Origin of the sequence: Brevibacillus sp. SKDU10 (assembly GCF_001645205.1) — a bacterium.
Classification (GTDB): domain Bacteria; phylum Bacillota; class Bacilli; order Brevibacillales; family Brevibacillaceae; genus Brevibacillus_B; species Brevibacillus_B halotolerans.
In genome coordinates this window covers 86,727-102,838 of the sequence record NZ_LSSO01000169.1, presented here as the reverse complement: position 1 = coordinate 102,838, position 16,112 = coordinate 86,727, and the positions used below count along the sequence as shown (strand labels likewise).

The 16,112-nt window shown below is 42.1% G+C and carries 9 protein-coding genes and 1 pseudogene; 5 read left to right on the top strand and 5 right to left on the bottom strand.

Features of this window, described 5'->3' with window-relative positions:
- Positions 1-99 precede the first annotated feature (99 nt).
- A complete protein-coding gene (locus AYJ08_RS14585) occupies positions 100-2,247 on the bottom strand; it encodes a YhgE/Pip domain-containing protein (RefSeq protein WP_064018336.1) in 2,148 nt (715 codons plus the stop codon).
- Positions 2,248-2,406: 159 nt separating this feature from the next.
- Between AYJ08_RS14585 and fmdA the strand changes: the two genes are divergently transcribed.
- From fmdA to AYJ08_RS14570, 4 genes and pseudogenes are all read left to right on the top strand, one after another.
- Positions 2,407-3,588: a formamidase gene (gene fmdA, locus AYJ08_RS14580; protein WP_064018335.1), complete on the top strand. Its 1,182-nt coding sequence runs from the start codon at positions 2,407-2,409 to the stop codon at positions 3,586-3,588.
- Positions 3,589-3,632: 44 nt separating this feature from the next.
- Complete coding sequence (locus tag AYJ08_RS23065) at positions 3,633-3,938, top strand: FmdB family zinc ribbon protein (protein ID WP_082890968.1); 306 nt, start codon at positions 3,633-3,635, stop codon at positions 3,936-3,938.
- Positions 3,939-4,114: 176 nt separating this feature from the next.
- A pseudogene (locus AYJ08_RS14575) lies at positions 4,115-4,803 on the top strand (response regulator transcription factor).
- A complete protein-coding gene (locus tag AYJ08_RS14570) occupies positions 4,781-6,730 on the top strand; it encodes a sensor histidine kinase (RefSeq protein ID WP_064018334.1) in 1,950 nt (649 codons plus the stop codon). The pseudogene AYJ08_RS14575 and the gene AYJ08_RS14570 overlap by 23 nt, the downstream one beginning before the upstream one ends.
- A 175-nt stretch (positions 6,731-6,905) precedes the next feature.
- On the opposite strand, the gene AYJ08_RS14565 is transcribed toward AYJ08_RS14570, so the two are convergent.
- From AYJ08_RS14565 to recQ, 4 genes are all read right to left on the bottom strand, one after another.
- Positions 6,906-8,462 carry an ABC-F family ATP-binding cassette domain-containing protein gene (locus AYJ08_RS14565; protein WP_064018333.1) on the bottom strand — a complete coding sequence of 519 codons (1,557 nt, stop codon included), beginning with the start codon at positions 8,460-8,462 and terminating at the stop codon, positions 6,906-6,908.
- Positions 8,463-8,722: 260 nt separating this feature from the next.
- Entirely contained in the window at positions 8,723-10,189 is a 1,467-nt protein-coding gene (locus tag AYJ08_RS14560) for an FAD-binding oxidoreductase (protein ID WP_064018332.1), read from the bottom strand.
- 192 nt (positions 10,190-10,381) lie between these two features.
- Complete coding sequence (locus AYJ08_RS14555; RefSeq protein WP_064018331.1) at positions 10,382-12,709, bottom strand: 5'-nucleotidase C-terminal domain-containing protein; 2,328 nt, start codon at positions 12,707-12,709, stop codon at positions 10,382-10,384.
- 211 nt (positions 12,710-12,920) lie between these two features.
- On the bottom strand, positions 12,921-14,699 hold the full coding sequence (recQ, locus tag AYJ08_RS14550; protein ID WP_064018330.1) for a DNA helicase RecQ: 1,779 nt from the start codon (positions 14,697-14,699) through the stop codon (positions 12,921-12,923).
- A 216-nt stretch (positions 14,700-14,915) separates the two neighbouring features.
- On the opposite strand from recQ, the gene AYJ08_RS14545 reads away from it, so the two are divergent.
- Complete coding sequence (locus AYJ08_RS14545) at positions 14,916-16,055, top strand: PP2C family protein-serine/threonine phosphatase (RefSeq protein WP_064018329.1); 1,140 nt, start codon at positions 14,916-14,918, stop codon at positions 16,053-16,055.
- Positions 16,056-16,112: the final 57 nt, after the last annotated feature.

Genomic DNA, 16,112 nt, shown 5'->3' with positions numbered 1-16,112 from the left:
TTATACTCATAAATGATTTGTAAAAGACCGTTCCCGCAGGCTGGGGAACGGTCTTTCATTTGGTTGAGAAACATACTGAATCATCTTGGCTAGGTTGTACTAATGAATCAGTTGACTTTCCTTAGCTTTTTTCACTAATTTAGCTGATGATCGGTTTATGAATTTCTTTAAAGCCAATCCGATGATCAAAGCAATTCCAGCATAGACAGTCATCATTATGATATCTCTGTTGATAATATCCCAAAGAATGCCACCAACCGCTTCTCGCATCATGCTAATAGCATACGTAAAGGGTAAAAATGGATAGATCGCTTGAAAAAATGGAGGTGTAACCTGAATCGGGAATGTCCCTCCAGAGCCAGCAAGCTGGAGCACCAGAAGCACAATTGCCATCGCCTTCCCTACATTTCCAAAAACAGAGACAAGCGTATAAACAATCAGCATGAACACCGCGCTAATGATTAAACCAAATAAAACAAACCACATTTTATCTGCTACATAGGCTCCTAATATATAGATATCCCCCATCGTGACCATAACAGACTGGAGCATAGCTAATATGCCAAAGGTCAGATACCTGCCAAAATAGACCTCGTAGCTTTTAAAGACATGCTTCTCATCATGAACCTCTACGCTTAATAATGAAACAAGAAGCAAGGCACCCACCCACAGGGATAATGTGGTAAAAAACGGCGACATTGCTGAACCGTAATTCGGAATCGGGAACATCCGATTTTCTTTTAAAATAACGGGTTCTGCGAAAAACTGGCTTTCTTTCTCTGCATTTCTCTTCAACAGATCAATTACTTCTTCTAAGTTGCCCTCTTTTTCTAAGGCTCGTATCCGCTTGGCTACATCTTTAATTTTTGCTTCTATCTCAGGAAGATTTTTTTGAAGCAGCAATAAATCCTTACTTCCCAAAGAAAGTCCCTTCGCGGCATCCTGTAAAATCTGTTGCACATCCGGTATGCTGGTAATTGCATCCTTGATCACCGCTCTTGCTTGATTGGCATCCTGTTTCGCCTTTTCGATGCCTTCCATGATAAGCGGTTCAATCTGCGTATCAAATCGATTGAGAAGATCATCAATCGCCTGAGAGGTATTTCTTGAGAGCTGTATAAACTGATCCACTAGCTGTTGAGCCGGCCTTTCACCACGATCAAGCGCATCTGCTATGGAGGTGACAATCATCTGCTGCTTTTCAAAAGTCGATTTTATACCTTTAAGCTTATCCGTAACAAAATGCAGTCGTTTCCCAGTCAGATTGGATAGCGGCTCAAACACTCCTATCAAACGATTGGTAACGCTAATTGCTCTGTCCAAGCGTTCAGCAGTACGATCAAGCTCTACTTTAGCCAAGCTTGGCACAAAGCTTACGTCTTGCAGTATGCCTAGCAGCTTTTCGCTTAGCACAGCGGTTTGTTGAATCAAAAGTAAGTTCTCTTTGATGGTAGGTGTCAGCGTTCCGATAGCATCTGCACTGTGATCCAAGAACTCGCCTACGTGAACAGAAAGCTTTTCGGCATCTTGCGCAAGCTGCGTCACTACCGGCAGATTATTTTGCGCCTTCTTTAAGATATCATCCGCTTTTTTCAAATCGACACTTGCTGTAGAAATCACTTTATGCACTTCCGGGAAGGAGGCTTCTACTTTATACACAAGTTCAATTAATCGTCTAATCGTTGGTAGCTCGCTCTCTAACTGAATGCCAATCTCGTTAAAGATCCGGAAAATGGTGCCGTTGGCTGTCTTGATAAAATTGCGATTGACCTCCTCCGTTACACCACTTGCGCCTTTAGCCGTAATTTTGGGTGAGATAGCGTTGATTTTTTCATTTACGTTATAGATAATTTCCGCCTTTTGCGGATTTTTGGATAGCACTGTTGCGATTCGTTCTGAAAAATTAGCAGGTATGGTGATACTCGCGTAATAATCACCATGCTCTACTCCTCTTAGGGCATTATCCGCATCGGTGAATACCCAGCCTATCTTTTTATTCTCTTGTAACGAGGTAATGATCTCTTCTCCAATATTAAGCTTGTTCCCGCGCAGTTCTGCTCCCTTATCCAGATTAGACACAGCAATCTTAATACCGCTCGTTTGTCCATACGGGTCCCAAGAAGCCTTAATGTTAAACCACGCATAAAGAGACGGTAAGAAAACAAGTCCACAAATAATAATGGCAGCAGCCCAATTCGTTGCAATTTTTTTCACGTCTCTTTTGAATATCTTAAAAATATTATTCATCGCGTATCCCCTATAATCTCTAGTCTTTTGGTTAGCTCTTATTGTACCTCTATCTACCAACATATCCAAACAAGAAACCATTTCATTCAATCAGTAATGATTTTATCCTTGTCCACATAGGAATGGATAACAAGGCTATACAGCAAAAGGAGGTCTTCTATGCCGGAGGTTTTATTTCAAGTAGATCTGAACAAGCCTATGGAGGATCAGGTCACTCCTGGTCATAATCGTTGGCATCCAGACATTCCCGCCACTGTTTCTGTAAATCCTGGAGCAGTCTTTCGAATGGAGTGCAAAGACTGGACTGATGGGCAAATCTTAAATAATGACGACCCCAGTGATATTCGAGATGTAAATCTCAACCGTATTCATGTGTTGAGTGGTCCAGTTTGGGTTAATGGGGCAAAGCCCGGTGATTTATTAGTCGTCGATATTTTAGATATTGGAGCCATTCAAGGATCAGAGTGGGGCTTCAACGGTATATTTGCCCAAGAGAATGGCGGTGGATTTCTAACTGAGCATTACCCAAAAGCAGCTAAATCCATCTGGGATTTTCATGGGATCTATGCAAGCTCTCGTCATATTCCCGGCGTCAAATTCGCTGGCATCCTTCATCCTGGCCTAATTGGTACAGCCCCTTCTCCTCAGCTTTTAGACAAATGGAACAAGCGTGAATCAGTGGTCATAGCAAATGCCCCCGTAAAGAACGCTGCCTACGCTAATCTTCCCAACCCGGATAGTGCCATCCTGGGTCGTCTAAAAGGAGCTGAATTTGACCGAATTGCCAAAGAAGCCGCTCGTACAGTACCTCCGCGTGAAAATGGGGGCAACTGCGATATTAAAAACCTTTCGAAAGGAACGCGAATCTATTTCCCCGTCTTTACGGATGGAGCTAAGCTTTCAGTTGGTGACCTGCATTTCTCACAAGGCGATGGAGAAATATCGTTCTGCGGCGGAATCGAAATGGCAGGCTGGATTGATCTGCACGTTGATTTGATTAAAGGAGGAATGGCCAAGTATAAAATCACGGAAAACCCAGTGTTTAAGCCAGGTCCCGTTGATCCCCATTATTCTGAGTTTTTGGTTTTTGAAGGGATTTCCGTGCATGAATCGACTGGTGAGCAATATTATTTGGATGCACATCTTGCTTATCGCCGTGCCTGCCTCAATGCAATTGAATATCTAAAAACAACGATGGGCTATACCGGGGAACAAGCTTACATGTTATTAAGCACAGCGCCCGTTGAAGGCAGAATTAGCGGTATAGTCGATGTACCCAATGCTTGTTGCACACTGTGGCTTCCCACCTCCATTTTTGATCGAGATATTTTACCAAAATAATCGTGTTGATCGCTCATGCGTGATTCAAAAGAAAGGAGCTATTAATGCCAACCTACGTCTTTCACTGTCAGGATTGCGGCCCATTTGAAGAGACAATGAGCATGAAGCATGCTACCGAAATCATTGATTGTCCGTTTTGCACAAAGGACGCCGTTAGATTGTACACTCCACCCGGGTTAATCACTTCCTCCGGCGCATTACGCCAGCGTATTGAACAAAGTGCCACCCCCAAGGTCGTACGCCGTGAACATTCGGCCACACACTCATGCAGACACTCCTACCCTTCTCACTTTCCGACAGGTGTACCTGCTCCAGCTCCTGCCAAACGGCCTTGGCAAATCAGCCATTAATAGATGTTTCAGCTCCCCCTTTACACATTAGTGAAGGGGGCTTTCGTTGTTTGAGCAGCAGGACTTGCTACATCTTAAGACTTTTGTAAGATTTCCATTTCATTATTTGTAACAAGTTGTTTGTAAGATAAGCCTATGACACAATGAAAGGAACGTGAAGAAAAGGTGGATAACAGATGCCAAAATATCAAGTACTAGTCGTAGATGACGAAGCAGAAATCAGAGAAGCTATCAAAATTTATTTGCGCAATGAGGATATCGCCGTCTTTCAAGCGAGGAACGGTGCGGAAGCATTAGAGATTCTGGAAAAAGAAGAGATTCATCTTATCCTACTAGATATTATGATGCCGATTATGGATGGGATTAAAGCTACCTTTACCATCAGAGAAACAAAGAATATTCCTATCATTATGCTCTCAGCCAAATCTGAGGATACCGATATCGTGCTAGGTCTTAATGTAGGCGCAGATGATTACATCACGAAGCCGTTCAATCCTATTGAATTGCCCGTGTGAAATCCCAATTGCGCAGATATACCAATCTAGGCAATTACAAGGTACGCGAGGGCGAAACGACAGTCGGCGGTTTGACCCTCAATACGAATGCGAAAACCGTAACGGTAGATGGTGAAGAAGTTCGTTTGACCGCAACGGAGTATAAAATTCTTGAGCTACTAATGGTCAATAAAGGCCACGTATTTTCTATTGAGGAAATTTATGAAAAAGTGTGGAAGGAGCCTTATTACAATGCGGAAAATACAGTGGCTGTTCATGTCCGAAGAATTCGCGAAAAAATTGAAATCAACCCAAAAGAGCCCAAATATTTAAAGGTGGTGTGGGGCATTGGATACAAAATCGAAGGGTAAATTTATCCCCTTAGTTGCTCTTGTTGTAAGCTTTTATCTGCTGGCTTTACTATTCCTAGCTACGATAGATGTTCTGAATAACATACCGCAATTAAGCAAGGACTATTACTTTACTACCAATGACTTTGGAAGAGATGTGGATCGATTTTCAAATTTATTGGAACGAAGATTTGTAGTTTTTAAAGATTACAAAAAAAAACCGTTTGATGAACAAGGTAAAGCATTTAAAAGGATCGAGTTTAGACTTTCTATACTAGATAATACCTTTCACTACTATATTCAAAATCAACAAACGAAAGATGTTTATAAAAACATAGATAATTTTCCAACTGAAGAAGAATTAAAAACAAGAACACTATTCTATGCAAGATTCCCAATGTTAAATCCACCTGATAATCTTGAAGACATTAATGATCTTTTCAAACGTTTGGACTGGTGGGGGTATGTCATAGTTCCTCTTACCCTAAATGAAGAAAATCTGGAACTTAAATGCTATACGCACTTTTTAGCAATTAGAGATCGATTGATTAACGAGTGCCTAGTAGGTTTGGTTAGTCTGATAGGAATCATTTCGATTGGCATCTATTTATTCAAACAAAAGAGTATAGCTGTCTTACTCTTAGGAAAAATGGCACGAGTACTCCGCGTTATACCGATTGATATTCGGATTTTCTTATTGGCCATTATTTGCATAACTACAATCATTTCCTTGAATCAAACATCCTTTTTCTATTTACAGCTTGGCATCGTACATGTTCTTGTATTAACCGGCTTTGCACTACTGTTTGCCTATATCACCTTGCATATATACGAAGCTTGGTACCTTTTGAATAATCGGGAACAGCTTCAGCTTCAATGGCAAAAAAGTTTTTTGCATCAGCTAAAAATCCTCTTTCAAGAAAGCACGTTATACAAAAGCTTATTGTTTAAAGTCGTCCTATTAGCTATTTTGTCCGCCGGGTTTGGTTTTAGCTGTCTGTTAATTTTCTGGGGAATCTGGGGGATGGTTGATATCCGTAGTATTCCTGTTATCTGGGGCTTCTTTTACAGCATGTTTTACCTTCTCTTTGTAGTGCCCCTTACCCTACGTAGAATAGGTACCCTAAACAAAATTATGAAAGCTACAAAATATATAGCAGCAGGACAGCTTAGCCTGCATATCGAGGAGCCAAAGGCTGGAAACTTTAAAGAACTGGTCCAGAATCTCAATAATATGCGGGAGGGCTTAAAAAAATCGCTGGATAGTCAGATGAAAAGCGAAAAGTTAAAGACGGAGCTGATCACCAATGTCTCGCATGATCTGCGTACACCGCTTACCTCGATTATGAATTATGTCGGACTTTTGAAACAAGACACACTGACTCCTGAGGAATCAAAAGAATACCTTAACATATTGGACAAAAAAACCCATCGTTTAAAGGTGCTGATTGATGATTTGATTGAGGCATCCAAAGTCGCGAGTGGTGCTGTCGAGATGCGTGTAGAGCAGGTAGATATTGTCGCTCTCCTAAACCAAGCACTGGCTGAGTTTACTGATAAGATACCTGCTTCAGGACTAACCTTCCGCCTCCATGTTGATCAGCCTAAAATACTTATGCATGTGGATGGGAAAAAGACCTGGCGTGTATTCGAAAACCTCATTAGCAACGCGATTAAGTATTCCTTGCCCAATACTCGTGTTTACCTCTCCCTGCACGAGGAAGCAGATCGCGTGCTGTTTACGATCAAGAATGTCTCTGCCTACGAAATTAACTTTGAAGTAAACGAGTTATTTGAGCGTTTCAAGCGCGGAGATCAATCCCGCCATACAGAAGGCTCCGGACTGGGGCTTGCCATAGCCAAGAGTATTATGGATCTGCAGGGTGGGGAATTGCACATCGATATTGATGGTGACTACTTTAAAGTAACGGCGATTTTTCCAAAGTAAATTAGGCATGAGGTCAAGTCACAATCATAGCAATGGCACGTCACGGACAGCAAAGGGATTTCTGAGAAAAAAAGCGTTTTACTAACAGAAGAAGCACCCTAAACCAGCAAAAGCTAGGTTTAGAGTGCTTCTCTTTTATGGAACCATTATTATGATAGTTTGATCTCGCGCAAGCTTAGAATACTTTAGTCGTCCAGGATTCACAATTCCATACATCAGTCACAACATCCTGATAGAACTCTGGTTCGTGACATATGATGAGGATACTGCCCTTGTACGCTTTCAAGGCGCGTTTTAATTCATCCTTGGCCTCAACATCCAAGTGATTCGTAGGCTCGTCTAGTACAAGTAAATTGGTTTCGCGGTTAATTAGCTTACATAGGCGTACCTTCGCCTTTTCTCCCCCGCTCAACACATCAATCTTACTTTCGATATGCTTGGTTGTCAGTCCACATTTTGCTAACGCTGCACGCACTTCAAACTGAGTGAATGACGGGAATTCCTGCCACGTTTCTTCAATACACGTATTAGGATTGCTTCCTTTCATCTCCTGTTCAAAATAACCGATATTCAGGTAATCACCCATGCGTACATCACCGGAGATTGGCTTAATTTGCCCTAAAATACTGCGCATTAAGGTTGTTTTACCAATGCCGTTTGCACCTACTAAGGCAATTTTTTGTCCGCGCTCCATATACAAATCAAGCGGGCGGGACAATGGCTCGTCATACCCGATAACCAAATTCTTTGCTTCCAAAATCACTTTGCCGGAAGCACGAGATTCCTTGAAGTTAAACTCTGGCTTTGGTTTTTCCTTAGCAAGCTCAATCACTTCCATCTTATCCAGCTTCTTCTGACGAGACATCGCCATATTTCGCGTGGATACACGTGCCTTGTTACGTGCTACGAAATCCTTAAGCTCAGAAATTTCCTGTTGCTGGCGTTTATAAGCAGATTCAAGCTGTGCCTTTTTCGCCTCATAGATTTGCATGAAGTTATCATAATCCCCAACATACCTGCCCAGCTCTTGATTGGACATATGATAAATCAGGTTAATAACGCTATTTAAGAATGGAATGTCATGCGAAATCAAAATAAAGGCATTCTCATACTCGTTTAAGTAGCGTTTTAACCATTCAATATGCTGCTCATCCAAATAGTTGGTAGGCTCGTCCAATAGAAGGATGTCTGGTTTCTCTAAAAGCAGTTTGGCAAGCAGAACCTTGGTACGTTGTCCGCCGCTTAAATCTTGTACATCTCGTTCCAAACCAATGTCTTCCAGACCTAGCCCGCGGGCAATCTCATCTATTTTAGCGTCAATCACATAAAAATCATTGTTAGTTAACGTATCCTGAATGGTTCCCATATCTTCAAGCAGTTGCTCTAGCTCTTCTGGAGTCGCATCGGCCATTTTGTCACAGATAGCATTCATCTCAGCTTCCATGTCAAAAAGATATTGAAACGCTCCACGCAGCACATCGCGAATCGTCATGCCGCGTTGCAGTACGGCATGCTGATCCAAATAGCCCACGCGCACATTCTTCGCCCATTCGATTTTCCCCTCATCCGGCTCTAGCTTTCCCGTGATAATGTTCATGAAGGTAGATTTTCCTTCGCCATTAGCACCGATTAAACCGATATGTTCCCCTTTTAATAAACGGAAGGAAACGTCATTAAAAATAGCACGGTCGCCAAAACCATGGCTTAGACCTTGTACGGTTAAAATACTCATGATTAACTCCTTTAGTTTTATGGTTAATTGTTTGCTTGCTGTATTAAAAAAAGAATGATTTCTTGCGTAATGGTCTTTCACCGATGATTTACTCAAATCTACATCTCTATGATTATATCGAAAATCGTGACAGAATGTAGGAAAAGTTTCAAGGTAAATTGATCTTTTTCTCGGAAACTACTGGAATGCAAAAACCCGGAGTACAAATCTCCGGGAAAGCGTAGCTTCCTTGCTTTATTTCACTTTTTTCTCGTAGCCCTTTACACAGGGATACTCTGAGCGAAGCAAAATACATTGTGAGGATCGTACTTCTTCTTTACCTTCTTTAAGCGGGCAAAATTGGTTCCGTAGTAGGCCTGTGGCCAATTTTTGATATGAAGATCGGGGAAATTCACGTAATCCCCAATGACATAGGGAGTAAGTGCTTCTCTGAAGCGATTGACCCATCGTATACTCGCTGTCTGGAATGAATTGTCTCTCCATCTAGCCGAAAGCTCAAATATATATCTGGCCCCTCGATGGAAATAGGCGGTCTCCGAGGGCATGACACGGCCAACAGCTCCCCCTAAGCTTTGACACCACACTGTAGAATGGCGATTTGGGGTGTTTGCCAAAAACTCCTGTAAAACCTTTATCCCTTTAATAGGCAGATTTTTATATGCGTAGGCTCCTGTTATTTTAAATTTTGGCAATAAATTCTCGTCTGATTCGGCAAAGAACTTAACTGCCTCGATATAAGGAACCTGTCGAACTTTAACTTTTGTCGGTGAACCCGTTTTTAGGAGGGGCTTTATTAATCTTCTAAGCTCCTCTGCTGTTCCTAACAGTTGCCCTGTTGAAACAATTGTGCCTACCTGCTTAGAAGACATTTCAATGGTAGATGTTAAGCGATTGGTTACACTTGGTGCCCAGTGTTGCCATTTATCAAATACCTTTATAAAGTCCTTCCACTTCCACTTGATACTGTAGATCGATACGGATTGAATTGGGCGAACTCGGAATATAAAGGAACTAGCAATACCAAAATTGCCTCCTCCCCCACCTTTGGAAGCCCACAGTAGATCAGCATGCTGGCGTGGAGTAGCTTTTAGCAGCTTTGCCCCTTTTTTCCCGGAAGCTACCACCATGTTGACTGCTTGCAAATGATCCAGTGTAAGTCCATATTTACGTGACAGCAGTCCAATTCCCCCACCTAATGTGAGTCCGGCCACGCCCACATCAGCCGCCGTGCCGGCAGGAATGGTTACCCCTTTTTCCCATAATTTTTGATAGACCTCTGCTAACGGTGCACCAGTCTGCACGTAAGCAAGATTACGCTTACGATCTACATGTACCTTGTTCATCTCACTCACGTCGATAATAATTCCGCCGGTAACTGCGGAAAACCCCTCATAGCTATGTCGGCCACTGCGGATACGAATGGGTACCTTCCTTTCACGGGCCCACTTAACTGCATTAATGATATCCTTTGTACACTGACAAAACACAATTACTCTAGGAAACTTATTGAATCGACGATTATACTCTGCACGTGCCCGATTATAATCAGCATCCCCCGGAAAAACAATTCGTCCTGTCAGTTTGGTTTTTGTTGTGATCTTTGTTTTTGTTCTCGATTTTGTTTTTATTCTCGATTTTGTTTTCGGTGTTTCTTTTGTAACAGCTATGTTCTTTGCTTTTATTATGAACCGTTCTTTAGCCGTTCTTATTTGTTTTGGTTCTAACATGTCATCCTCCTTCCTAGCCTCTGGCTGTCAGGTAGTTCTGACTTACCTCCTTATTTCTATGTGTTCATTCCCTAGTTGGATACGGCATCTATCATAGCTGGAAAGGCCCTCTCTATAAAAAAACAGCCCGATTTATAATCGGACTGCTTTCCTAGCACATCATATTTTACGGCATTGATTTCATTTAGCTGGTTACGGTAGTACCTTTACAAAGGCACTATCAACATACGCGGTCTTACCCTGATAAGAGACTTGCAACCAGCCTTTTTGCGAACCTACAATCTCTAAAACGGTATTTTTCGGTACAGCTCCCATGATCTTAGAACCCGCTAATGGCTTGGTGCGCAGGTTCAAAAAGTATGCTGTAACTCTAGCCTGCTTCTTGTCAGATGCAATCACTTGTGCCGGCTCCAGCTTTTTGACAGGAGCCTCTACTGTTGGTTGTTTTGCTGGCTGAACAGGAGTAACCACTGTTTTTTCCGCTGGCGTTGTTACTGCTGGTTCTTCCGCTTTAGCCGCAGGAGCTGGTTTTTCAGCTTCTTTTGCGGACTGATCCGTTGCAGATTCAGACGCCTTGCGAGCTTGGTTTAGCTTTTGATAGAACTCACCTTTGGTTTTTACACCAGTAAATTGATCTGCTTTTACATTCGCTTTTTTCGCAAGCTCTGCGATTTCGGCTGGTGTAACAGCATCGTTTACATTAATAGAAGCTATGTTTGTGTACTTACCATCTTTTGCGACTTCCATAATGCCGTCATTTAGAAGCTCTACCACATCTGCACGCGCTGGAGCTTTCGCATCGAAGCCGGTAACCTTCCAGTATTGCTCGTTGTTTGGCGTGTAAACACCTTTTTTCACTTCTTGCAGATATTTCATAGACAGGTTGCGGATCGTCCCGCCTGTCTCTCCATACGCATCATTTTGTTTAGAAGACCAAAGAACGTCGAATTTGCGTCCTTCTAATGCCCCACCTTTTGCTTGCAGAGCTTCCATACGGTAGGAGTTCATACCGATTTTAACTGTATCCTCTGGTTTGATTGCGGTTTCATCCATTCGGCGTAAATCAGTAATGCGTTCACCGGCTGGTTTTGATAAATCAATTTCATACTTCACGTTACCAAAAAAATCATTCGTGCTATATTTCGAAGCACGGCGTTTTTTATCAAAACTTGGAGTTACATCACCTGGGCGAGCTGTGTTAAAGTAGCCTGCTGCCCATTCCATATAATCCTTCAAATCTTTACCTGTAATTTTATAAACGGTAACCTCTCCGCCCGCATAGCGATAGCTATAGGCAATATCTTTTTTCTTGATCGGGCCTGCATCTAGCTTCACATCGTCATTATCGATCTGGTGAGCAACCACATCCGCTTTGCTATAATACAGCATTACTTCATTAAAGAAGTTAGCCATTGGTGTCGCTTGTACTTGCACCTGTGGAATACCTTTGATTTCATCGCGCGGTACTAGATTGCCATCCTTTAATTCTGCAACGACGATGTTAGCATCAGCACGAGCGAATTCATGGAACGGCTGCAAGGTTTTTTCCAACCCAGCGTCAGATTTTACAAAAGTACCATCCGCCGCCTTCACCGGAATGGCAGTTGCTTCTTTCTCTTTTAAAACCACTTTATCTCCCTGTTTGGTAAAGGAAAGATCAATGCGGGAGATGTGTGTTCCATATTTATCAGGTTCTGTGATTAAAACGCCATTAATGACTTCTTTTTTCACCAATTTGTGCATATGACCAGCAAAGATTGCGGTTAATTCCGGGTTAGCGTTCGCAATGTCCTCTACACCTGTACCTGGGATGCCATTCTCATTCTCAATCCCCATGTGCATAAGACCAATCATGACATCTACTTTCCCTTTTAACTCGCTAACTGCTTTCTTTGTTTCTTCAACAGGGTTCTTAACGATCAACCCGTTTAGATGGTCAGTGCCCTTTTCAAATTCTGTAATCATTGGCGTATTCATTCCGATAATTCCTATTTTAACGCCGTCTTTTTCGATGATTTTATAAGCAGGCATAAAGCGCTCGCCATTCTCTTTGTAAATGTTACCTGCGAGCATCGTGCCTGTGAATTGGCTTCCGATTTTATCTAATACGTCTAAACCAAAATTGAATTCATGATTTCCGTATGCCCAAGCATCATAGCCCATTTCGTTTAAGGCTACCATCATTGGAGATTGCGGCTGATCATTAAATAGCTCCGCGGAGTTATCCTGAATAAGATCACCTGCATCCAATAAGATGGTATTTGGGTTTTCTTTTCTTACTTGTTTAATAATTGTAAATAATTGTGTCATGCTTCCAGTTAGATTAGGACCATCTAAGCCATAATCCCACGGCATGAAGCGTCCGTGAATATCAGATGTGCCCAGTAACGTGACGTTCACATCATTACTCTTGCTCTCTGCAGCTTCTACAGAAGCAGGAGTTGCTACTCCGGTTGCAAGAAAGGAAAAACCAAGCATAGCTGTTAGGAAACCTTTGCAGGCTTTTTGAAGTAAGTGCATGTAGTATCTCCCTTTTATCAAATTGTGAAAAAATGTCCTAGTAGTAGACTACCGAAATATTAATAATGTTACAACTAAAAATGAGCAGGAAAAATTGAAGGTTTTTATTTCCAACAAATAAAACAATCCTTGCACTTCCAAAAAACGTAGGGAGAGCCAAATTCAGGCTTTCCCCACTCTTTCCTGCTACATCATTCACTCTATTTGCCAGCTATGCCTTCTGACTATACTCGGTTACACATGCGATAAATTCTTCGCCATATTTTTCCCACTTGGCTTCCCCCACACCCTTGATCGTGAGCATGGTAGCTTTATCAGTGGGAACAATTTCACTCATTTCCCGCAAGGTACTATCATGAAAAATAACATAAGGCGGCAATCCCTCTCGCTCGGCAATCGTTTTGCGCAACTGACGTAAGATATCAAACAATTGACTATCCTCCTGCCGCTTGATCGGCTTCGCGCGTTGCTTATGCCAGACCTGCTCTTCTCCTTTTAACACTCGCACCGCTCTTTCCCCAAGCATAACCACCGGATATTGGCTTTCTGTTAAGCTCATATACCCTTCCGCAATCAGCCACTGAATCATCTCTACAATCTCTTTTTCTGTGTAGTCTTTCATAATGCCGTATGTAGGCAGTGCCGAAAAACCGAATTGAAGCACCTTTTTATTGGTTGAGCCTCTAAGAACCTGTGCGACCATAACCGCTCCAAAACGTTCCTTCATTCGTTTCACACATGAAAATATCTTCTGAGCCTCCACCGTAATATCTATTAACTCTGCGTCATCAGTACAATTTCCGCAGGTACCGCACTCTTTGGCATGGGGATCACCAAAATACTCCAAGATGTATTGCTGCAAGCAACGTGAGGTTCGGCAATAGTCACTCATTGCATATAATTTTTTGTAATCCTGCTCTTTTCTTTCATCCGTTTGTTCATTTTGTTCAATAAAATATTTCTGCGTTTGGATATCCTGTGCCTGAAACAGCAGGATGCATTCACTACGTTCTCCATCACGTCCTGCACGCCCAGCCTCCTGATAATAGGCCTCCAGATTTTTCGGCATATTGTAATGAATGACGTATCTGACATTGGACTTATCAATCCCCATTCCAAATGCATTCGTTGCAATCATGACATTTACGTCATCAAATAGAAAAGCATCCTGATTGCTGATACGCTCATCCTCGGATAGGCCTGCGTGATACTTGCCTACACGATGCCCCTTTTGGCGTAAAAATTCATAGAGATTTTCTACTTCTTTGCGAGTAGAAGCATATATGATACCAGCCTGTCCATGATTTGCTGTCACGTAGTCAAAAACAAATGAACGCCTATCTTCACCTCTTCGTACAGCCAGTATTAAATTGTCCCGGCCAAACCCGGTAACGAATACTTGACCTTCTTGCAGTGCAAGGAGCCGGCAAATGTCCTCTTTTACCTCAGGGGTAGCCGTTGCGGTCAAAGCCACCACGATAGGCCGTGAACGTAATGACTGTACAAGGCTGGCAACCGCTAGATAGCTGGGTCGAAAATCATGCCCCCACTGCGAGACACAATGCGCTTCATCCACGGCTAATAACGAAATAGGCATCTCCTGAATCATTTCCCGAAACTGTTCGGATTCAAGTCGCTCTGGAGCAATATAAACCAATTTGTACCTGCCCCCTCTAGCATCACTCATTCTTTCCTGCACCTCATGATAGGAAAGAGAGCTATTAATCTGAGTAGCAGGTACACCCATACTAACTAAGGCATCTACCTGATCCTTCATTAAAGAGATTAAGGGAGAGATTACGAGTGTAATTCCATCGAACAGTAAGGCGGGAATTTGATAACAGATGGATTTCCCTCCGCCTGTAGGCATGATTCCTAGCGTGTCGTGCCCGGTCAAAATACTTTCAATAATCTGCTGCTGTCCTTTTCGAAAGGCCGGATAACCGTAATATTTTTGCAGAAGCTCTTCTGCCTGATGTAGATGTAGCATTATCATCACCACTTTTTTTGGTAGCTCCCGTTTATTTGCCACCATGTTTTTTTCTATTGTATCAAAACAAGATAGACAAAATTTTATCATGGGTCTGTTTCAAAAATATAGTTTACGGGTAAAGAGGTAAGTGACGTGTAGCCGCTCACTCACTATCTAGCTATGATACGATTAACCGAGTACATATCCTGTCTTTACAAAAAGGAGAATTAGGTAATGAGCATTCTCGTCGTGGATGACAATCCGATTAATCTCACCATAATTGAAAAGATATTAAACAGTGAAGGATATACAGATATTAAGCTCCTGCATTCAGCCTATGAGCTTTTTGACTATCTGCAAATAGATGCGCCACATAAAATCCATCGCAGTGTGGATCTCATATTGCTCGATCTCATGATGCCAGAAATAGACGGCATTGAAGCCTGTCGCCGCATTCAGCAAGATGATGAATTAAAGCATATCCCGATTATTTTTGTTACAGCTATGGGTGACTCGTTTAAAATGGCAGAGGCTCTTAACGTAGGTGCAAATGATTATGTAATGAAGCCGATTAATAAAATTGAATTAATGGCGCGTATTCGTGTTGCTTTGCGTTTAAAGCACGAAAGCGACTGGCATCGAGAACGCGATAAGGTCATCCAAAGTGAGCTTCAGCTTGCTAAACAAGTACAACGAAGCGTGTTAAGCCATCCAATCCATAATGAACGGATTCAGATTAGCGCTGCATATCTGCCTACCTTTGAACTAGCTGGAGATATGTATTCCTGGATACCTATTGATGAAAAGCGCTATGGCGTGATCCTATTAGATATGATGGGACATGGAATTGCGGCTTCCCTGGTTTGTATGTATATTTCATCCGTTCTGCGTGATACCATTACAAAAATTACTGACCCAGAACAAGTCATTCAGGAGTTAAACAGATACATGTATCAGTTAAACAGCACAGAGCGCTTTCTTCAATACTATTTCACCGCCATTTACCTAGTCATTGATACCGAAAAAAGGACTGTAGAATACGTCAATGCTGGACATCCAAAGGGGATCATGATCGTAGACGATATATCGGTTCATTATTTGGATAAAGGAAGTTGTGCCGTCGGTTTCTTTTCAGAAATTGAGGTACAAAAAACGGTTATTGCGTACGAGAAGAGTATGCAAATGGTATTATACACGGATGGTCTATTAGAAATGCTGGAAAATACCGTAGATGATGGGACAGAAATCATGAAGACAGCGCTTTTCAACCATCCCCTAACTCCTGAACAACTGGTAGAAAATATTTTACCTCCTGAAGCTAGGGAGCATCAGCATGATGATATGTGCCTGCTAATGATTCGTGCTAACGAATGAACCTCCTTGCAAGCATTTTTAAAAATATTTTTCTGATAAGCGTGACTTTTCTTGTTT